Annotated in this window: 23 protein-coding genes; 19 read left to right on the top strand and 4 right to left on the bottom strand. The window is 73.4% G+C overall.

Annotated elements, in window-relative coordinates; translation table 11 throughout:
• Positions 1 to 174: 174 nt before the first annotated feature.
• The 5 genes from HNR61_RS14535 (at position 175) to HNR61_RS14515 (ending at position 5,252) form a co-directional block, all read left to right on the top strand.
• Complete coding sequence (locus HNR61_RS14535) at positions 175 to 750, top strand: YqgE/AlgH family protein (protein WP_067813972.1); 576 nt, start codon at positions 175 to 177, stop codon at positions 748 to 750.
• 10 nt (positions 751 to 760) lie between these two features.
• Positions 761 to 1,012: a DUF3039 domain-containing protein gene (locus tag HNR61_RS14530; protein WP_067813975.1), complete on the top strand. Its 252-nt coding sequence runs from the start codon at positions 761 to 763 to the stop codon at positions 1,010 to 1,012.
• 134 nt (positions 1,013 to 1,146) lie between these two features.
• Positions 1,147 to 2,172, top strand: coding sequence for a zinc metalloprotease (locus tag HNR61_RS14525; RefSeq protein WP_246442673.1), 1,026 nt, complete (start codon positions 1,147 to 1,149; stop codon positions 2,170 to 2,172).
• A 36-nt stretch (positions 2,173 to 2,208) separates the two neighbouring features.
• Positions 2,209 to 3,957 (top strand): DEAD/DEAH box helicase, encoded by a 1,749-nt coding sequence (locus HNR61_RS14520; protein WP_182843956.1) that lies wholly within the window; start codon positions 2,209 to 2,211, stop codon positions 3,955 to 3,957.
• Positions 3,958 to 4,034: 77 nt separating this feature from the next.
• Entirely contained in the window at positions 4,035 to 5,252 is a 1,218-nt protein-coding gene (locus HNR61_RS14515) for an MFS transporter (protein WP_182843648.1), read from the top strand.
• Positions 5,253 to 5,391: 139 nt separating this feature from the next.
• On the opposite strand, the gene HNR61_RS14510 is transcribed toward HNR61_RS14515, so the two are convergent.
• The 3 genes from HNR61_RS14510 to HNR61_RS14500 are packed head-to-tail and all read right to left on the bottom strand — an operon-like array spanning position 5,392 to position 7,868.
• Complete coding sequence (locus HNR61_RS14510; protein WP_182843647.1) at positions 5,392 to 5,907, bottom strand: gluconokinase; 516 nt, start codon at positions 5,905 to 5,907, stop codon at positions 5,392 to 5,394.
• Between the two features lies 1 nt (position 5,908).
• Complete coding sequence (locus HNR61_RS14505; RefSeq protein ID WP_182843646.1) at positions 5,909 to 6,487, bottom strand: isochorismatase family protein; 579 nt, start codon at positions 6,485 to 6,487, stop codon at positions 5,909 to 5,911.
• 58 nt (positions 6,488 to 6,545) lie between these two features.
• Positions 6,546 to 7,868, bottom strand: a complete 1,323-nt coding sequence (locus tag HNR61_RS14500) for a nicotinate phosphoribosyltransferase (RefSeq protein ID WP_312897907.1) — start codon at positions 7,866 to 7,868, stop codon at positions 6,546 to 6,548.
• Between the two features lie 148 nt (positions 7,869 to 8,016).
• Between HNR61_RS14500 and clpS the strand changes: the two genes are divergently transcribed.
• From clpS to HNR61_RS14430, 14 genes are all read left to right on the top strand, one after another.
• Entirely contained in the window at positions 8,017 to 8,313 is a 297-nt protein-coding gene (clpS, locus tag HNR61_RS14495) for an ATP-dependent Clp protease adapter ClpS (RefSeq protein WP_182843644.1), read from the top strand.
• Positions 8,314 to 8,425: 112 nt separating this feature from the next.
• On the top strand, positions 8,426 to 8,962 hold the full coding sequence (locus HNR61_RS14490) for a DUF2017 domain-containing protein (protein WP_182843643.1): 537 nt from the start codon (positions 8,426 to 8,428) through the stop codon (positions 8,960 to 8,962).
• A 105-nt stretch (positions 8,963 to 9,067) separates the two neighbouring features.
• Positions 9,068 to 10,000 (top strand): MEDS domain-containing protein, encoded by a 933-nt coding sequence (locus HNR61_RS14485; protein WP_182843642.1) that lies wholly within the window; start codon positions 9,068 to 9,070, stop codon positions 9,998 to 10,000.
• Positions 9,997 to 10,947 carry an MEDS domain-containing protein gene (locus HNR61_RS14480; RefSeq protein ID WP_182843641.1) on the top strand — a complete coding sequence of 317 codons (951 nt, stop codon included), beginning with the start codon at positions 9,997 to 9,999 and terminating at the stop codon, positions 10,945 to 10,947. The genes HNR61_RS14485 and HNR61_RS14480 overlap by 4 nt, the downstream gene beginning before the upstream one ends.
• Positions 10,944 to 11,966 carry an anti-sigma factor RsbA family regulatory protein gene (locus tag HNR61_RS14475; RefSeq protein ID WP_182843640.1) on the top strand — a complete coding sequence of 341 codons (1,023 nt, stop codon included), beginning with the start codon at positions 10,944 to 10,946 and terminating at the stop codon, positions 11,964 to 11,966. Before HNR61_RS14480 ends, HNR61_RS14475 begins: the two co-directional genes overlap by 4 nt.
• Before the next feature lie 133 nt (positions 11,967 to 12,099).
• Positions 12,100 to 12,513, top strand: coding sequence for a M67 family metallopeptidase (locus tag HNR61_RS14470; RefSeq protein ID WP_182843639.1), 414 nt, complete (start codon positions 12,100 to 12,102; stop codon positions 12,511 to 12,513).
• 242 nt (positions 12,514 to 12,755) lie between these two features.
• A complete protein-coding gene (locus HNR61_RS14465) occupies positions 12,756 to 13,028 on the top strand; it encodes a MoaD/ThiS family protein (RefSeq protein WP_182843638.1) in 273 nt (90 codons plus the stop codon).
• 18 nt (positions 13,029 to 13,046) lie between these two features.
• Entirely contained in the window at positions 13,047 to 13,994 is a 948-nt protein-coding gene (locus HNR61_RS14460) for a PLP-dependent cysteine synthase family protein (RefSeq protein ID WP_182843637.1), read from the top strand.
• A 117-nt stretch (positions 13,995 to 14,111) separates the two neighbouring features.
• Positions 14,112 to 14,909, top strand: coding sequence for a thioesterase family protein (locus tag HNR61_RS14455; protein WP_182843636.1), 798 nt, complete (start codon positions 14,112 to 14,114; stop codon positions 14,907 to 14,909).
• A gap of 104 nt (positions 14,910 to 15,013) precedes the next feature.
• The gene (gene murI / locus HNR61_RS14450; RefSeq protein ID WP_182843635.1) at positions 15,014 to 15,859 is read left to right on the top strand and encodes a glutamate racemase; all 846 of its coding nucleotides are present in this window, start codon (positions 15,014 to 15,016) and stop codon (positions 15,857 to 15,859) included.
• Between the two features lie 31 nt (positions 15,860 to 15,890).
• Positions 15,891 to 16,637 (top strand): MBL fold metallo-hydrolase, encoded by a 747-nt coding sequence (locus HNR61_RS14445; RefSeq protein WP_182843634.1) that lies wholly within the window; start codon positions 15,891 to 15,893, stop codon positions 16,635 to 16,637.
• 59 nt (positions 16,638 to 16,696) lie between these two features.
• Complete coding sequence (gene rph, locus HNR61_RS14440) at positions 16,697 to 17,416, top strand: ribonuclease PH (RefSeq protein ID WP_182843633.1); 720 nt, start codon at positions 16,697 to 16,699, stop codon at positions 17,414 to 17,416.
• A complete protein-coding gene (rdgB, locus tag HNR61_RS14435) occupies positions 17,413 to 18,039 on the top strand; it encodes an RdgB/HAM1 family non-canonical purine NTP pyrophosphatase (protein ID WP_182843632.1) in 627 nt (208 codons plus the stop codon). Before rph ends, rdgB begins: the two co-directional genes overlap by 4 nt.
• Positions 18,040 to 18,049: 10 nt before the next feature.
• The gene (locus HNR61_RS14430) at positions 18,050 to 18,517 is read left to right on the top strand and encodes a hypothetical protein (RefSeq protein WP_182843631.1); all 468 of its coding nucleotides are present in this window, start codon (positions 18,050 to 18,052) and stop codon (positions 18,515 to 18,517) included.
• A 12-nt stretch (positions 18,518 to 18,529) separates the two neighbouring features.
• Here the strand turns inward: HNR61_RS14430 and HNR61_RS14425 are convergent, their stop codons facing one another.
• Complete coding sequence (locus HNR61_RS14425; protein ID WP_246442671.1) at positions 18,530 to 19,396, bottom strand: MEDS and STAS domain-containing protein; 867 nt, start codon at positions 19,394 to 19,396, stop codon at positions 18,530 to 18,532.
• Positions 19,397 to 19,451: the final 55 nt, after the last annotated feature.

The following is a 19,451-nucleotide window of genomic DNA, read 5'->3' as shown; positions in this document are numbered from 1 at the left end:
CCTCCCCGCCGCCCGGCGCGCCGGGGGCGCGCACCAAGCGGATGGCCGATGATCCTAGATCGTTTTTAACCTAGGTCCCTCTTGTGCCGGTACCCCTCATGTCGGGGATGCATGACAGGCTAAGCCGACGGACCGGTGTGCCGCCGGGGGTCCGCGCAACGCATGATGGTCACCATGGAAGACGGCATCAGGGTGGGGCTCCTGCTCGTGGCGACCCCTCAACTGGACGATCCCAACTTCAGGCGCAGTGTCGTTCTGGTCGTCGAGCACGACGCCGAGGGCGGGACACTGGGGGTTGTCCTCAATCGGCCGACCGAGATCCCGGTGGACCGGGTGCTGCCGCCGTGGGCCGATCTGGTGACCGGCCCGTCGGTCGTCTTCCAGGGCGGCCCGGTGGCGCTGGACAGCGCGCTGGCGCTGGCGCGGCTGCCCGGCGAGGACGAGCCGCTGGGCTGGCGGGCGCTGGACGGCGACCCCTCGGTCGCCCGCGTCGGCCTGGTGGACCTGGACGCGCCGCCCGCCCTGCTGGCCCCCGAGGTCATCCAGCTCCGGGTGTTCGCCGGATACGCGGGCTGGTCGGCCGGCCAGCTCCACGAGGAGGTCGCGGACGGGGCCTGGTACCTGGTGCGGGCCGAGGCGGGCGACGTGTTCGCGGGCGACCCCGACGGCCTGTGGCGCTCGGTCCTGCGGCGGCAGGGCGGCGACCTGGCGTTCGTCTCGACTTTCCCCGACGACCCGACGCTGAACTAAGGTGGAACGCGTGAGCACGAAGATCCTTCCCGAGAGCGACGTACGGCCTGACCTGTCGCACGGCGACGGCGACCACGAGCGGTTCGCCCACTACGTCAAGAAGGCCAAGATCACCGAGAGCGCCGTGACCGGAACGCCGGTGGTCGCGCTCTGCGGCAAGATCTGGGTGCCGAACCGGGATCCCAAGAAGTACCCGGTCTGCCCGGAGTGCAAGGAGATCTACGAATCCATGCAGTCGGGCGGCGGTGACTCGGACAAGTAGGCGGACCCAGACGGGTGACCGCCCTGCGGGGCGGACGGCGGCGACCCGCGGGCGCGGGCGCCGGACATGACGTGATCCTGTGCCGGTCGGGGGCGAGCGGCACAGGATCGCGACGTTTCTGACTCGGGGGAATCATGGAACGAGCCAAGATCACCGCAGGCTGCGCGCTGGCCGTCACTTTCTGCGTCATGTTCGTGGCGGCCGGTGACCGTTCGGGAGGCGGGACGGCGCGGCCGGTCGCGGCCGGGGACGACTGCGCGCGGGACGGCGCCGCCGCGAACGCCCGGACGCGGGGCGGCGGGCCCCGGCGGGACCACGCCGACCTGGACCGGCGGGAGGTCACGGCGATGCTGGCGGACCTGCGGGCCAGGATGCGGGAGCGGCTCGGCACCGACGACGAGCGGGCCTGGGAGGCCACGCGGCGGCGCGGCGGGCCGATCCGGATCCCGGTGCGCTTCCACGTCATCACCGACGGGGGCGAGGGCAGGGTGCCGAGGGAGGTCGTCGAGCGGCAGATCGCCACGCTGAACGGCACCTACGGCGGGGAGAGGGGCGGGGTGGACACCGGCGTGCGGTTCCATCTGACGGGCTACGGGGTGACCGACCGGCCCGCCTGGTTCCACCGGCCGCTGCGGAACGAGTCGGCGATGAAGCGGGCCCTGCACGCGGGCGGGCCCGGTACGCTCAACCTCTACAGCGCCGCCGTGGGGACCGACATGCTGGGGTTCTCCACGTTCCCGCAGTGGTACGCGAGACGGCCGGCGAACGACGGGGTGGTGGTCGACTACCGCACCCTGCCGGGCGGCCCCCACCGCAACTACAACCACGGCTTCACGGCGGTCCACGAGATCGGGCACTGGCTGGGGCTGTTCCACACGTTCGAGAACGGGTGCGAGCAGCCCGGCGACGGGATCGCCGACACCCCCTACGAGGCCGTTCCGGCGGAGGGCTGCCCGCCGCGCGACACCTGCTCGCAGCCGGGGTCCGACCCGGTGCACAACTTCATGGACTACGGATGGGACGACTGCATGCACGAGTTCACCCCCGACCAGGCGCGGCGGATCCGCGGTGCGTGGGCGGCGTACCGGGCGTCCGGGAGGAATGTGAGGAAGGACGCGACGGGGACCCGTGGGGCGCGAACTGTCGGTGGGGCTCGGTAGCCTTCGATGACCGTGAGCACTTTCGCCGCACCGGACATGCCCCCCGCCTTCCCGCAGAAGGCCGCCTGGGGGACCGCGTCGTCCCTGCGCGCCTGGCAGCAGCAGGCGCTGGAGGCGTACTTCGGCGAGGACGGGACCGCACCGGGGCCCCGGGACTTCCTCACCGTCGCGACGCCCGGCGCCGGTAAGACGACCTTCGCGCTGCGCCTGGCCCGCGAGCTGCTGGACCGGCACATCGTGCAGCAGGTGACGGTGGTGTGCCCGACCGAGCACCTCAAACGGCAGTGGGCCGAGTCGGCGTCCCGCGTCGGCATCAAGATCGACCCCGAGTTCCAGAACTCCCAGGGCAAGGTCGGCAAGGAGTTCCACGGGATCGCCGTCACCTACGCGACCGTGGCGGCCCGGCCCGCGCTGCACCGCAACCGCACCGAGTCCCGCAAGACGCTGGTGGTCTTCGACGAGGTCCACCACGCGGGCGACGGCCTGTCGTGGGGCGACGCGGTGCGGGAGGCGTTCGAGCCCGCGACGCGCCGGCTGTGCCTGTCGGGCACCCCGTTCCGCACCGACATCAACCCGATCCCGTTCGTGCGGTACGAGGAGGGTCCGGACGGGATCCGCCGCAGCGCGGCCGACTACACCTACGGGTACGGCCCGGCGCTGGCCGACGGCGTCGTCCGGCCGGTCATCTTCCTGGCGTACGCCGGGGAGATGCGGTGGCGGACCCGCGCCGGGGACGAGATCACCGCGACGCTGGGCGAGCCGCTGACCCAGGACCAGATGTCGCAGGCGTGGCGCGCGGCGCTGGACCCCAAGGGCGACTGGATGCGGCAGGTGCTGGGCGCCGCCGACAAGCGCCTCACCGAGCTGCGGCGCGCCATCCCCGACGCGGGCGGCCTGGTGATCGCCACCGACCACGAGACGGCGCGCGCCTACGCCAAGATGCTGCGCGCGATCACCGGTCAGGGCGCGACGATCGTGCTGTCGGACGACCCGACCGCGTCCAAGAAGATCAAGCAGTTCAGCCAGACCGAGGACCGCTGGATGGTCGCGGTCCGCATGGTGTCCGAGGGCGTCGACATCCCCCGGCTGTGCGTGGGCGTGTACGCGACCTCGACCAGCACGCCGCTGTTCTTCGCCCAGGCGATCGGGCGTTTCGTGCGTGCCCGCAGGCGCGGCGAGACCGCGTCGGTGTTCCTGCCGACCGTTCCGACGCTGCTCGGCCACGCCGCCGAGATGGAGACCGAGCGCGACCACGTCCTGGACCGCCCGGTCCGCGAGGACGGCCTGGACGACGAGCTGCTCGCCGAGGCCAACCGGGAGCGCGACACCCCCGACGAGGTGGGCGGCGACGAGTTCGCGTTCGAGACCGTCGAGGCGTCGGCGACGTTCGACCGGGTCCTGTACGACGGCGGCGAGTTCGGCATGCAGGCCGCGCCCGGCTCGGTCGAGGAGGAGGAGTTCCTCGGCATCCCGGGCCTGCTGGAGCCCGAGCAGGTGTCGCAGCTGCTGCGCAAGCGCCAGGCCCAGCAGATCGCCAACGAGCGCAGGCGCAAGACCGGCGACCCCCGCGAGGACCGCACCGCCGCCGAGGACCTGCACACGCTGCGCAAGGAGCTGAACGGCCTGGTCGGCGCGTGGAGCCACCGGACCGGCCAGCCGCACGGCGTGATCCACAACGAGCTGCGCCGCACCTGCGGCGGCCCGCAGCTGGCGCAGGCGTCGGCGGAGGAGGTCCGGCGGCGGATCGACAAGATCCGCGAGTGGGCGGCCCGCCGTCGCTCCTGAGCACGGCGTTCCCGGTTCCGGCAACGAAAGTTCCCCCCGCCGCGCCCCGGATGTGACCCTCCTGCGCGGAGGTGGTCATGAAGACGCAACACGACACGGTGGCCGGGGACGAGGCGCGGGTTCCGAGCCCGCGCGGGCGGCTGCCGTTCGGGGTCTATCTGCTGTCGTTCAGCCTGTTCGCGATGGGCAGCGCGGAGTTCCTGCTGGCGGGCGTGCTGCCCGCGGTCGCCGGTGACCTGCGGATCTCGCTGGCGTCGGCCGGGGCGCTGATCTCGGCGTTCGCGGTCGGGGTCGTGGTCGGCGGGCCCCCGGCGGCCGTGCTGACGCTGCGGCTGCCGCGCCGCACCACGCTGGTGGCGACGCAGCTGCTGTTCGCCGGGTGCGTGGCGGCCGGGCTGGTCACCGACAGCTACCCGGTGCTGCTGGCCAGCCGGTTCCTGTGCGGGCTGGCCTACGCGGGGTTCTGGGCGGTCGCGGCGGTCACCGCGGTCGGGCTGGTCGCGCCCGACCGCGCCGGGCGGGCCTCGGGGGTGGTCGTCAGCGGGCTCAGCCTCGCGATGGTCGCCGGGGGACCGGCGGGGGCGCTGCTCAGCTACTTCACGGGCTGGAAGGGCGGCTTCTGGGGCGTGGTGGTCCTCACCGTCGCCGGGGCGGCCGCGACCCGGTTCGCGCTGCCCGAGACCGGGGGCGGCCCGGAGCCGAGCGTGCGGCGCGAGCTGCGCGTCATGGGGCGGCCGCAGCTGTGGGTCGTGTACGGCGTCACCCTGCTGAGCACCGCCGCCTACATGGTCTCGTTCAACTACCTGGCGGCGTTCCTGACGGACGTCACCGGCGTGCCCGGCGTGTGGGTCCCGGCGGTGCTGGCGCTGTTCGGCGTCGGCGCGTTCGCCGGGCTGTCGGTCGGCGGCCGGATCTCCGACCGGTGGCCCTTCCACGCGCTGGCGGCCGGGGCGGTCGGGATCGGGGCCTGCTCGGTGCTGCTGGGACTCCTGGCCCGGCACGCCTGGGCCGTGGTGCCGCTGGTGCTGCTGCTCGGCGTCGCCGGGTTCGTGCTGAACCCGGCCATCTACGCGCGGGTGTTCGGCATCGCGGCGCAGGCGCCGACGCTGGCCGGGGCCACGACCGTCTCGGCGTTCCAGCTCGGGATCAGCCTGGTGCCCGCGCTCGCCGGGATCGCCTTCGACGCCGGGGCCGCCGTCACGGCGGTCGCCTGGATCGGCGCCGGGCTGGCGGCGGCCACCGCCCTGGTCGTGCTGCTCGACCGCGCCCTCACCCGCCGCCCCGCGAGGGCCTAGGACCTGTCGCGAAGCGGGTCTCGGCCACGCACGCGAGCGCGCTGCCTGACGTGCGGGCCCGACGCCGGAGGCGAGGGCCCGCACGTCGGATCGCGAAGCGAAGCCGCGCCCGCCGTGGGCCGGGGCTTGGGAACACGGTCTAGAGGTCGAGGGCCGCCCGCACCCGCTGGACGATCTCCTCGGGGTCCAGGGTGACGGGGACGTGGAGGGCGTTCTCGTCGGGGGCGGGCGGCTCCAGGTCGCGGAACTGGCTGTCCAGCATCGAGGGCTTGAAGAAGTGGTCCCCGCGCGCCGCCATGCGGTCCGCGATCAGGTCGCGGTCGCCCGCCAGGTACACCAGGCGGACGCGGGGGCGGCCGTCGGCGAGCAGGGCGCGGTAGGAGCGCTTGAGGGCCGAGCAGGTCACCACGCCGGGCTCGCCGGAGGCCAGCCGCGCGTCGATCCAGGCCGCGATGGACCCCAGCCAGGGGCGGCGGTCCTCGTCGGTCAGGGGCGTGCCCTCGCGCATCTTCGCGATGTTGGCCTCGGGGTGGAAGCCGTCGGCCTCGGCGTACTCCCAGCCGAGATGGTCGGCGAGCAGCCGTCCCACGGTGGTCTTGCCGCTGCCCGACACGCCCATGACGATGACGACCAGCGGCGGTTCTCCGGTGGTCATGTCAGGAACGCACCACCGGGCTGCCGGTCAGCGTGACGCCCTCCTCCGCCAGCTCCTTCAGTGCGCCGTCGGTGGTCTCCCGCGCCACGCCCGCCGTCAGGTCCAGCAGGACGGTCGTGCGCAACCCCGCGCGGGCCGCGTCCACGGCGGTGGCGCGCACGCAGTGGTCGGTGGCGATGCCGACGATGTCCACCGCGTCCACGTGGTGGTTCCGCAGCCAGTCGCCCAGCGGGACGTCATCGTCGTTCACGCCCTCGAAACCGCTGTAGGCGGCGGTGTCGCGGCCCTTGCTGAAGACCGTCTCGATCTCGGCCAGCCGCAGGTCGGGGTGGAAGTCGGCGCCGGGGGTGCCGATCACGCAGTGCGGCGGCCAGGAGTCCACGTAGTCGGGCTCGGCGGCGAAGTGGTCGCCGGGGTCCAAGTGGAAGTCGCGGGTGGCCACGATGTGGTCGTAGGCGGAGCGGTGCGCGACCACGTGCTCGGAGATGGCACCGGCCACCGCGGCCCCACCCGTGACGGCGAGCGAGCCGCCCTCGCAGAAGTCGTTCTGCACGTCAACGATGATCAGAGCCTTGCCCATGATCGCTCCTAGCCTCGGTTCCCCGTTATCTCCCCGGACATCCGGGACGCTACTCGCGTCAACGGCGCGGACCGCCGTTGACGAACTCGGTGGGCAGGGCCGGTTCCCCCTGCGACAGCTGGAGGGCGGTCGGGGGCAGCTCGTCGACCACGGCGCGGTGCCGCTCGCGGGCGGCGGCCAGCGGCTCGCGGCCGACGACCTCGCCGTCGCGGACCAGCGGGATCTGGAGGACCCGGTCGCGGACGCCGGGCTGCGGCTCGCCGGTGGTGACCACCTCGGCGCAGGCGGTGCCGTGGCCGTCGAACCGGCGGACCGCCGACTTGCGGCCGCCCCGGCTGGGCTTGCCGGTGGACCGCTTGGCGACCGGGCGCATCGGGGCGTCGGGCTCGGGCCCGTCGGCGCGGGCGACCAGCTTGTACACCAGCGACGCGGTGGGCGCGCCCGAGCCGGTGACCAGGGACGTCCCCACGCCGTAGCCGTCCACGGGGGTGGCGGCCAGCGCCGCGATGCCGTACTCGTCCAGGTCGCCGGTGACCACGATCCGGGTGCCCGTCGCGCCGAGCTCGTCCAGCTGGTCGCGCACCCGCCTGGCGACCACGGCCAGGTCGCCGCTGTCGATGCGGACCGCGCCGAGCTCCGGGCCCGCCAGCTCCACGGCGGTGCGGACGGCGCGTTCCACGTCGTAGGTGTCGACGAGCAGCGTGGTGCTCTCGCCGAGGGAGTCGAGCTGGGCCCGGAACGCGTGGCGCTCGCTGTCGTGCAGCAGCGTGAACGCGTGCGCGCTCGTCCCGGCCGTGGGGACGCCGTAGCGGCGGCCCGCCTCCAGGTTCGACGTCGTGGTGAACCCCGCGACGTAGGCGGCGCGGGCGGCGGCGACGGCGGCCTGCTCGTGGGTGCGCCGCGACCCCATCTCGATCAGCGGCCGGTCCCCGGCGGCGCGCGCCATCCGGGACGCGGCCGAGGCGATCGCGCAGTCGTGGTTGAGGATCGACAGGACCAGCGTCTCCAGCAGCACGGCCTCGGCGAACGTCCCCTCGACCGTCAGGATCGGGGAGTCCGGGAAGTAGCACTCGCCTTCCGGATAACCCCAGACGTTCCCGGAGAAGCGATACTTCTCCAGCCATTCCGCCGTGGGCTCGTCGACGATGCCGTTGCCGGTGAGGAACTCCAGCGTGCCGGCGTCGAAGCCGAACGCCTCGACCGCGTCCAGCAGCCGCCCCGTCCCGGCGACCACGCCGTAGCGGCGCCCGTTGGGCAGCCGCCGCGCGAACACCTCGAACACCGCGCGCCGCCCGGCCGTGCCGCTGCGCAGCGCGGCCTGGAGCATGGTCAGCTCGTAGCGGTCGGTGAGCAGCGCGGTGGTGTCGTTCCCAAGGTCCACAAAGGGCACCCTACGACCTTCCCGCCCATGCCGAACGCGCAGGCCGCCACATGCCCGGGCGATGCGGTGACACTCGGGGACGCAGCGGGCGAATAGCATCGGAGGCAGTTGGGAGGAACGACCCGGCGCGAAAGGGGGAGGGCACGCGATGGCGACCGCACCTGCACCGGTCGAACTCGAGCGGCCGGACATCGCGGAGGACCAGAGCGCGGACCGGCCGTGGCTGGCGATCGTCTGGAACGACCCGGTCAATCTGATGTCCTACGTGACCTACGTCTTCCAGACGGTGTTCGGATACTCGAAGGGCAAGGCCGAGAAGCTCATGCTGGACGTGCACCACAAGGGCCGCGCGGTGGTCGCCAACGGCACCCGTGAGGAGATGGAGCGCGACGTGGAGATCCTCCACTCCTACGGGCTGTGGGCGACCGTGAAGCGAGACGACTGAACCGTATGGGCACTGCGTACACGCGGAGCGAGCGAAGCGGGGGCTTGCGACCGGAGCGACGAGGGGGGACGGCGCGTCCGGGCGTCGTCGAGCCCGCGAGCGGAGCGAGCGGATGAGCACCGTCGAGAAGGTGGACAAGGGCGTCCGGGTCCGGCTGGGACCCGAGGAGGCCGCGCTCGTCCGGGCGCTGATGGAGCAGCTCCAGGAGCTGCTGGGCGCCCCGCCGGACGGCGGGGACGAGCTGGCCTCGCTCGGGATCACCGTCGAGGCCCGCACGCCCGACGACCCGGTGCTGGCGCGGCTGTTCCCCGACGCCTACCGCGACGACGGGGAGGCGTCGGGGGAGTTCCGCCGCTACACCGAGATGGGCCTGCGCGAGGGCAAGCGGGAGGCCGCCGACATCGTGCTGGGCGCGCTGGAGGGCGCGACCGCCGACGGCGTGGAGGCCGTGCTGGACGTGCCGCAGGCGCAGGCGTGGCTGCGGGCGCTCAACGACGTCCGCCTCGCCCTCGGCACCCGCCTGGACATCAGCGAGGAGTGGTACGACGAGGCGGCCCGGCTCGACCCGCGCGACCCGCGGATGGCGATGTTCGCCGCCTACGACTGGCTGACGATGCTCCAGGAGAGCATGGTCCGGGCCATCTGGTAGCCGGTGGCCGCGTTAGGCCAGACGATTGCGGGATGTTCCCTCGCTGTCGCGGAGCGCGTTGGTACGTTGGCGGAAGCGTAGCCGTGCGCGCCGCTGGGAGGCACGATGTCCGCTTCCGCCGAGGGCAGGCCGGTCGGCCGGATGGAGTTCGGCGACCACCTGTGCCTCTCCTACGACAACGACGACGAACGCCTCGCCGTGCTGCGCGCCTACGTCCGCGACGGGCTGGCCGCCGACCACAAGATCATCTACCTGTCGGACCAGGACCCGCCGGAGACCGTGCTGGGCTGGCTGGGCGCCCGGGAGGCCGGGACCGGCGGGTACGCGGGGTTCGACCCCGCGCCCGGACTGGGCCCCGACCTGGTGCGGGCGCTGGAGGACGGGCGGTTCGTGGTGCGCACCGCCGAGGAGGCCTACCTGGCCACCGGTCGGTTCGACCCCGACGAGATCATCGGGCTGTTCGCCACCGAGATCGAGATGGCGCTGGTGCAGGGCTACAAGGGCGTGCGGGTCACCGGCGAGGAGACGTTCAGCCTGCGCGGCTGGCCCGGCACCGAACGCTTCGCCGAGTTCGAACGCAAGATCGACGAGGTGTTCCGCACCTCGCGGGTCAACGCGATGGCGATCTGCCAGTACGACCGCCGCTGGTTCGACGCCGAACGCCTGGACCGCCTGGAGGCCCACCACGTGGACCGGGTCCGCCCCGACCCGCTGCACGACGACGGGGCGTTCCGCGTCGTGCCGCTGTTCGGCCCGCCCGGCCTGGGCCTGGCCGGGACGCTCACCCCCGACGGCCACACCGCCCTGGAGCGCGCCCTGGACTCGCTGCCCCGCACCGCCGGGCTCGTCTGCGTGGACCTGTCCGCCCTGGACGAGGCCGACGAGGAGGGCCTGCGGCTGGTGGTCGGCAAGGGGGTCCAGGGCGGCATCCGGCGCCAGGTGCTGCTGCGCGGCGTGTCCGGCGCGGTCCTGGCGCGGCTGCGCGCGGCCGACCTGCACCGGACGCCGGGGGTGGAGATCGAGGAGGGGGCGCGGTGACCCCCGCCGCCGACGGCCGCCCCCACGGGTCCGCGACCTCGCGGGGCGGGGCCAAACCGGTCAGCGAGGTGACGTTCGGCGACCACCTGTGCCTGACGTTCGACAACGACCCCGAGCGCTACGCCATCCTCGGCGCCTACATCCGGGACGGCCTGGCCCTCCACCACAAGATCATCTACCTGGCGGACGAGGACGACGCCGGCGCCGTGCTGCGGCGGCTCGGCGACGGGATCGCGGGCGCGTGGGTGCCCGGCACCGAACGGCTGGACCTGGACGCCGCCGTCGCCGAGGGGCGGCTGGCGATCCGGCCGATCGTCGACGCGTTCATGGCGACCGGCCGGTTCGACCCCGACGAGACCGTGGCGCTGCTGGCCACCGAGATCGAGGTGGCGCTGGTGCAGGGCTACGCGGGGGTGCGGATCAGCGGGGAGACGTCGTTCAGCCTGCGCGGCTGGCCCGGCACCGACCGGTTCGCCGACTTCGAGCAGCGCTGCCAGGCGGCGTTCCAGTCGCCCGGCATCAAGGCGATGGCGCTGTGCCAGTACGACAGCCGCTGGTTCAGCCGGACGCAGCTGGAGGAGCTGGAGCTCTGCCACGGCGGGCGGGTGCGGGTGGACGACCTGTACGACGACGGGGTGCTGCGGATCACACCGCTGTTCACCCCGCCGGGCCTGGCGCTGGACGGCGCGGTCGACGAGTCCACCGTCCAGGCCGTCGGCGACGCGCTGGAACGCATGGCCGCCCGCGCCTCGCACTTCTGCCTGGACCTGTCCGGCCTGGAGTTCTGCGACATGGAGGGGCTGCGCACCCTGATCGGCGCGGGCCGGTCCGGCGGCGTGCACCGGCAGGTCATCCTGCGCGGCGTGCCCGACTACCTGAACCTGATGCTGCGGATCTCCGGCTGGGACTCGATGCCCGACATCTACCGGGAGGGGGTGCGGCGATGACCGACCCCGAGACGGGCGGCGGGGCGGCGCCGGCCGCCCGCGCGAGCCGGGGCCGCGACGTCCTGACGCACCAGGCGCTGGTGTACCGGACCGGGGAGGAGCTGACCAAGGTCGCCGTCGGGTGGCTGCGGGCCGGGCTGATGGTCGGCGACGCCACCGTGGTGATCGCCTCGCCCGCCGTCGCGGACCTGGTGCGCGGCCAGCTCGGCGCGGAGTCCGCCGCGCCGATCGAGTTCCACGACTCCGCCGCGTGGTTCACCGGCCCGGTGCAGACCATGTCGGCCTACCACGAGCGGGCCCGCGAGCACTGGTGGCCGCACGGGCGGCTGCGGGTGCTGGCCGAGCCGGTCTGGGAGGGCCGCGGCGAGCTGGAGGTCCGCGAGTGGCTGCGGCACGAGGCGCTGCTCAACGAGATCATGGCGGGCACCCCCTCGGCGTTCCTGTGCCTCTACGACGCCGCGCTGCCCGCCGGGATCGTCGAGGGCGCGCTGCGCACCCATCCCGAACTCCTCGACGAGGGCGGCCTGCGCGCCAGCCCCCGCTTCACCGACCCCGCCGACTTCTACGCCGAGTGCAACGCCGTCCCGCTCGACCCGCCGCCGCTGACGGCCGCGCGCCGGGCGTTCGCCAGCGGGGAGCTGCCGGGGCTGCGGACGTTCCTGGAGGCCGAGGCCCGGCGGCTGGACCTGGCGCCCGAACGCGTCCTGCCGTTCGTGCTGGCCGTCAACGAGGTCGCCACCCTGATCATCCGGGAGGGCGGCGGGCACGGCGCGGTGTGGGTGTGGTCGGAGGAGGGCGACCTGGTCTGCGACGTCACCGACCCGTCCGGGCACCTGGCCGACCGGTTCCTGGGCCACCTGCCGCCACGCGCCCACCAGCAGGTCGAGGCGGCGATGTGGGCGGTGCGGCGGCTGTGCCACATCGTGGAGATCCGCACCGGAAAGGGCTCGGGCGGCGGCATCGGGTTCCGCGGCGTGGACGCCGGGACACGCATCCGGACGCGGTTGAAGCTCCGCTGACCCGATTCGAACGTCCGACGGAGGAGGGTGTTCGGGTCGGGTGCGGGGGTCTGGGGGTCGCCCCCCAGAAGCTGGCGCTGAGTCGGGGTGAGCCCCCGGAGGGGGTTCCGGGCGCGCCGGGTAGCCTGCGGGCATGCTGACGATCGAACGTGCCCTGGTCGACAAGATCGTCGCGCATGCGCGCGCCGACCACCCCGACGAGGCCTGCGGGATCATCGCCGGCCCGATCGGCTCGGACCGTCCCGTCCGGTACGTGGCGATGACCAACGCCGAGCGCTCCCCGACCTTCTACCGCTTCGACTCGCTGGAGCAGCTGAAGGTGTGGCGGGAGATGGACGACCGCGACGAGGAGCCGGTGGTGATCTACCACTCGCACACCGCCACCGAGGCCTACCCCTCGCGCACCGACATCTCCTACGCCTCCGAGCCGAACGCGCACTACGTGCTGGTGTCCACGCGGGACCCGGAGAAGGCGGAGTTCCGCTCGTTCCGGATCGTGGACGGCGAGGTGACCGAGGAAGAGGTCACCGTGGTCGATTCCCACTGACGACCGGGTCGGTAAACTGATGGTCATGTCGAGGAACGAGGGCTGGACGCGCGCCGTGCGCGGTGCTCGCCCCGTTCGGCTTTCTCCCGTACAGAGCTTCCTGTTCGGGCACACGCGCGCCGAGGTCGTCTACGACTGTCGCTGACGCGCGACTTCCCCCTGCCCGAGAGATCCCCACGCCCCGCCTGCCGTGCCGCGTGGGCGGGGAGCCGTACGACCCCAGCTTCTAGGAGAAAACCGCCATGGCCATCAAGGTCAGCATCCCCACCATCCTGCGCAACCTCACCGACGGCGCCAAGTCGGTCGAGGGCAAGGGCTCGACCCTGGACGAGCTGTTCGCCGACCTGGACGTGCGCCACCCGGGTCTGCGCGGCCGCCTGGTCGACGACAAGGGCCTGCGCAAGTTCGTCAACGTGTACCTCAACGACGAGGACGTGCGCTTCCTCGGCGGCCTGGAGACGCAGGTCTCCGATGGTGACAACGTCACCATCCTCCCGGCCGTCGCCGGCGGCTGAGCGTCGGACGTCCGTGCCATGCGTTTCGACAATCTGCTGGACTCGCTGGGGCGCACGCCCCTGGTCGGCCTGCCCCGGCTGTCGCCGAGCCCCGAGGTGCGGCTGTGGGCCAAGCTGGAGGACCGCAACCCGACCGGGTCCGTGAAGGACCGCCCCGCCCTGTACATGATCGAGCAGGCGGAGAAGGACGGGCTGCTGTCGTCCGGCAGCACCATCCTGGAGCCCACCTCGGGCAACACCGGCATCTCCATGGCCATGGCGGCCAAGCTGCGCGGCTACCGGATGGTCTGCGTGATGCCGGAGAACACCTCGGCCGAACGCCGCCAGCTCCTGCGGATGTGGGGAGCGGAGATCATCTCCTCGCCGGCGGCGGGCGGCTCCAACGAGGCGGTGCGGGTGGCCAAGCGGCTGGCGGCCGAGAACCCCGACTGGGTGATGCTCTACCAGTACGGCAACGAGGCCAACGCCCGCGCCCACTACGAGACGACCGGCCCCGAGCTGCTGGCGGACCTGCCGACGATCACCCATTTCGTCGCGGGCCTCGGCACGACGGGCACGTTGATGGGGGTCGGCCGCTACCTGCGGGAGCAGCGGCCCGACATCAAGATCGTGGCCGCCGAGCCCCGGTACGGCGAGCTGGTCTACGGCCTGCGCAACATCGACGAGGGCTTCGTTCCGGAGCTGTACGACGACTCGGTGCTGACGACCCGGTTCTCGGTCGGCTCGCACGACGCGCTGCGCCGCACCCGCGAGCTCCTCGAACGGGAGGGGATCTTCGCGGGCGTCTCCACCGGCGGGGCGCTGCACGCCGCGCTGGGCATGGCGGCCAAGGCGGTGAAGGCGGGGGAGCGCGCCGACATCGCGTTCGTGGTCGCCGACGGGGGCTGGAAGTACCTGTCCACCGGCGCCTACGACGGCACCCTGGAAGAGGCCGAGGAGCGGCTGGAAGGCCAGCTCTGGGCCTGATCCCCGTTCTCCCGCGCCCAGACCGCGCGTCGCGCCGAACCCGGCGCGGCGCGCGGTTCGCGCATCCGGGTACAGTTCGTTCTCGAACGGGATTCTAGTAAGGGTGGGGAGTGCCGCATGGCCGGGTTCGGGGACGCGACCGCCGTCGCGCGGGTGGGCGAGGGCCGCTACGAGATCGATTTGGACCCCGACTTCGGGTTCGCCGAGGCGATCAACGGCGGGTACCTGATGGCCGTGCTCGCCCGCGCCGCCGTGGACGCCTGCCCGCACGCCCACCCGATCTCCACCGCCACGCACTTCCTGCGCGTCGCCCAGCCCGGCCGCGCCGAGATCCACGTGGACGTCCGCAAGGCCGGCCGGACCGCCGCCACCGCGCTGGTGTCCCTGGTGCAGGGGGACCGGCCGGTGGTGGACGCGCTGATCACCCTGGGGACGCTGGACCCGGACGCCGCCCCGGCCTACCTCGGCGCGCCGCCCGCCCCGGAGCTCCCGCCCGTCGAGGAGTGCCTGGACTTCGCCGGCGGCCAGAGCCAGAACGGCTTCGCCCAGCACATCGACCTGCGCTTCGACAAGGCCACGATGGGCTGGCTGGACGGCGCGCCCAGCGGACGCCCCGAGCTGCGCGGCTGGTTCCGGCTGCGCGACGGCTACGCGCCCGACCCGTTCGCCCTGGCGCTGGCCGTGGACGCGATGCCGCCGGTCGCCCTCAACGCCGGGGCGCGCGGCTGGTCCCCGACCGTCGAGCTCACCTGGCACCTGCGCGCCCTCCCGGCCCCCGGCTGGCTGGCCCTGCACGGCTCGGGCCGCATGGTCGCCGACGGCTGGTTCGACGAGGAGGTCGAGGTGTGGGACTCCGCCGGCCGCCTGGTCGCCCAGTCCCGGCAGATCGCCCGGCTCGGCCGGGGCGGCGCCTGACGCGCCGGGAATCCCGTGACGGTGGCGGGTTTCACGCGTGTGAGCGTGTGATGTTGGGCGCATGACGTCTTGTCGACAGTCGATCTCGCCTAGCCTTGGGGACCATGCCACTTCCCACCCCGACGTCTCCGGACGCGCCCATCGGCATCTTCGACAGCGGCTTCGGCGGACTGACCGTGGCCCGCGCGATCATCGACCAGCTCCCGCACGAGTCCGTGGTGTACCTGGGGGACTCGGCGCGCCAGCCCTACGGGCCGCGGCCGATCGCGGAGGTGCGGGCGTTCGCGCTGGAGATGCTGGACGAGCTGGTGGACCAGGGTGTGAAGATGCTGGTGATCGCCTGCAACAGCGCCAGCTCGGCGATGCTGCGCGACGCCCGCGAACGCTATGACGTCCCCGTCGTCGAGGTGATCAACCCGGCGACGCGGCGGGCCGCCCGCGCCACCGCCAACGGGAGGGTCGGCCTCATCGCCACCCAGGCCACCGTGACCAGCCGCGCCTACGAGGACGCGTTCGCCGCCGCCCCCCACATCGAGCTGGTCAGCGTGGCCTGCCCGCGGTTCGTGCCGTTCGTGGAGGCGGGGGTGACCGGTGGGGACGAGGTGATGGAGGTCGCCCGCGGTTACCTGGAGCCCGTCGTGGCCGCCGGATGCGACACGCTCATCCTCGGCTGCACGCACTACCCATTGCTGACCGGCGTCATCTCGTATGTCGTCGGAGACGGGGTCACACTGGTCTCAAGCGCCGACGAGACCGCCAAGGATGTGTACCGAGTGCTGCACGACCGGGGACTGGCCCGGGCCGGGGACGCCACGCCGCCCGAGCGCCGCTTCCGCGTGACCGGGGACCCCGAGGTGTTCGCCGCGCTCGGCCGCCGGTTCCTGGGACCGGAGATCGGTGCGGTGGAGACCACGGGCGCGCCGTCGAGCGGCACGGCGCTGACCGTCTGAGCCCTCGGGGGACGGAAGAGGAGGAGTGAGCGTGCGGGTCACAGTGATCGGCTGCTCCGGCAGCTATCCGGGGCCGGACAGCCCCGCGTCCAGCTACCTGGTCCAGGCCGAGGGCTACTCCCTGGTCATCGATCTGGGCAACGGCGCGCTCGGCACGTTGCAGCAGCACGCGTCGCTGTACGAGATCGACGCGGTGTGCGTCTCGCACCTGCACGCCGACCACTGCCTGGACCTGTGCGGGTACTGGGTCGCGCGGACCTACTGCCCGACCGGGCCGCTGCCGAGGCTGCCGGTGTACGGGCCGACGGGCACGGCCGCGCGGATGGCGCGCGCCTACGACCTGGACCCCGAGCCGGGCATGACGAACACGTTCGACTTCCGGGAGCTGGAGCGGACGTTCGAGCTGGGACCGTTCCGGATCACCACGTCGCTGATGCCGCATCCGGTGGAGGCGTTCGCGTTCCGCGTCGAGCACGACGGCAGGGTGCTGGCCTACTCCGGCGACACCGGGCCCGCCGACGAGCTGGTGAAGGTCGCCCGAGGCGCGGACCTGTTCCTGTGCGAGGCGTCGTTCCTGGAGGGACCGGGCAACCCGCCCGACCTGCACCTGACCGCCCGCGAGGCCGGCGAGCACGCCGCCCGCGCCGACGTCGGCCGGCTGGTGCTGACCCACCTGGTGCCGTGGAACGACGCCGACCGCTCCCTGACCGAGGCCAAGGGCAGCGGCTACGACGGCCCCATCGACCGGGCCCATGTCGGCGCGGTCTACGACCTGTGACCTCCCGGTCCACCGGACGGTGGACGGCGCCCGCCCGCCGGGGGCACTAGGCTTGGGGCATGGCACGTCCTGACGATCGCGCACCCGACCAGCTCCGGCCCGTCCGCATCCAACGGGGCTGGCTCGACCACGCCGAGGGCTCGGTGCTGATCGAGTTCGGCGGCACGCGGGTGCTGTGCGCCGCGTCCGTGACCGACTCGGTGCCGCGCTGGCGCCGGGACAGCGGCCTGGGCTGGATCACCGCCGAGTACGCGATGCTGCCGCGCGCCACCAACACCCGCAACGACCGCGAGGCCGTCAAGGGCCGCATCGGCGGGCGCACCCACGAGATCTCCCGGCTGATCGGCCGCTCCCTGCGGGCCTGCGTGGACCTCAAGGCGCTCGGGGAGAACACCGTCCAGCTCGACTGCGACGTGCTCCAGGCCGACGGCGGCACCCGCACCGCCGCGATCACCGGCGCCTACGTCGCGCTCGCCGACGCCGTGTCCTGGATGCGCGACCGCAAGCTGGTCAAGCGGGACCCGCTCACCACCTCGATCGCCGCCGTCAGCGTCGGCGTCGTCGAGGGCGAGCCCCGCCTCGACCTCGCCTACCTGGAGGACTCGGTCGCCGAGACCGACATGAACGTGGTCTGCACCGGCGACGGCCGCTTCGTGGAGGTGCAGGGCACCGCCGAGGGCGCCCCGTTCGACCGCGCCGAGCTGGACGCGCTGCTGGACCTGGCCGCCGCGGGCTGCGCCGAGCTGACCCGCCTCCAGAAGGAGGCCCTGGCGCGGTGAGCACGATCGTCCTGGCGACCCGCAACAACGGCAAGATCATCGAGCTGCGCCGGATCCTCGACGCCATCGAGGTCGTCGGGCTGGACGCCTACCCGGGCGCCCCCGACGTCCCCGAGACCGAGCTGACGTTCGAGGGCAACGCCCTGCTGAAGGCCCGCGCCATCGCCGCCCACACCGGCCTGCCCGCCGTCGCCGACGACTCGGGCCTGTGCGTGGACGCCCTCAACGCCATGCCCGGCGTGCTGTCGGCCCGCTGGTCCGGCCGCTTCGGCGACGCCTCCGGCGACAAGGACCGCGCCAACCTGGAGCTCGTCCTCGACCAGCTCGCCGACGTCCCCGCCGAGCACCGCGGCGCCCACTTCGTCTGCGCCGCCGCGCTGGTGGTGCCCGGCGGCCCCGAGCACGTGGTGGAGGGCCGCATGTACGGCCGCATCATCGAGGCCCCGCGCGGCTCCGGCGGCTTCGGCTACGACCCGATCTTCCTGCCCGACGGCGGGACCCGCACCAGCGCGGAGCTGACCGCCGAGGAGAAGGACGCCATCAGCCACCGCGGGCGGGCGTTCCGCGCCCTGGCCGAGCTGATCCCCCAGGCGCTGGCCGCCCACTCCTCCCCGGAGCGGTAGGCCCCCGGGGATGGAGGCGATCCTCGCGGCCTGCGCCGTCGTCGCGGTGCTCGGCGGGCTGATGGCGCTGTACTCCCTGCTGGCGCGCAGGGACGCCGACCGGGCACGCCGCGAGTGGCCCGCCTGGCTCGCCGACCTGGGGCCCCGCGTCCCGCCGCACACCCGCCGGCGGGCCCTCGTCTTCGCCCTGGAGGGCAAGATGATCCACGCCGTCAAGGCGGTCCGCGAGGACACGGGCCTGCCCCTCAAGGACGCCAAGCGCTACGTGGACGCCCTCCTCCAGCAGCAGAAGGAGTCCGCGCCGCACGTCCTGGCCGGGGAGGCGTCGCCGGAGCACCGGGCGCCGGACATGCCCCTGTCGGAACGGGTCCGGGCGTTCAAGGCGGTCGAGGACCACGCCTCCGCCGTCGCGCTCGTGCGCGCCGAGACCGGCATGACCCGCGCCGAGGCCGAACGCTTCGTCGCCGCCCTCGACTGACCGGGCCCGACGTCAGGACGGGTGGCCCAGCCGCAGGCCCGGCAGCATGTGCCAGCCCACCCGCTCCACCACCGAGAACAACTGCGCCGGGATCCGGTCCAGCACCAGCGACGACACCGCCGCCGGGCGCTCGGCCGCGCGTTCGGCCAGCAGGTTCAGCGCGCCCAGATCGATGAACCGCAGGCCCGACATGTTCAGGTGGACGTCGCCGTGGCCGGCCTCCATCACCCGGCACAGCGCCTCGTCCAGCCGCGTGTGCCGCGACGCGTCCAGCTCGCCCGCCAGCGCCAGCCCCCGCGGCCGGAACGTCCGCGCGATCCGCAGCACCGGATCGTCGAACACCGGATCCGGCACCACCCGCACGCTGTGCGTGGTGAACAGCCGCGACAGCTCCTCGGCCCCGCACCGCCGCCGGTCGAACTGGCAGACCGCCATCACCATCGTGCTCGGCCCGACCTCGCCCTCCATCCGCCGCTCACACGCCAGCAGCTCCTCCAGCCCGCCCGGCGCGCGCAACGCCCACGTCATGTCGGCCGTCACCCGCACCACCGGGCAGCCCTGCTCCTCCGCCAGCGTGATCTCCTTGGCGAGGGCCTCCAGCACCACCGCCGGTCCCACCGGACCCGGCAGGTCCGCCAGCGCGACCACCCTCGGCACCGCGCCCCCGGCCGGCGGCCACCCCAGCCCCGGAACGGGCCCGCCGGCCCGTTCGGCCAGGCAGATCACCCGATGCCCGCGCGCCAGCCCCTCGTCCACGAACGGACCCGTGACGAAGGACTGCTCCTCGGGCGTCTCGTAGCACAGCCACGCGTGGTCGCCGGGGCGCAGCTCGCTCACCGGCCGCTCCACCGACCACAGCGACTCCAGCAGGTCGTCCATCACGGCCTCATCCGCCCGGACGGCCCACGGCGTGCCCGGCCCCCGTCATCACGGG

The sequence above is a fragment of the Actinomadura kijaniata genome (genome assembly GCF_014138665.1).
In the GTDB taxonomy this organism is placed as follows: domain Bacteria; phylum Actinomycetota; class Actinomycetes; order Streptosporangiales; family Streptosporangiaceae; genus Spirillospora; species Spirillospora kijaniata.
This window is presented reverse-complemented; position numbering and strand designations above follow the sequence as displayed.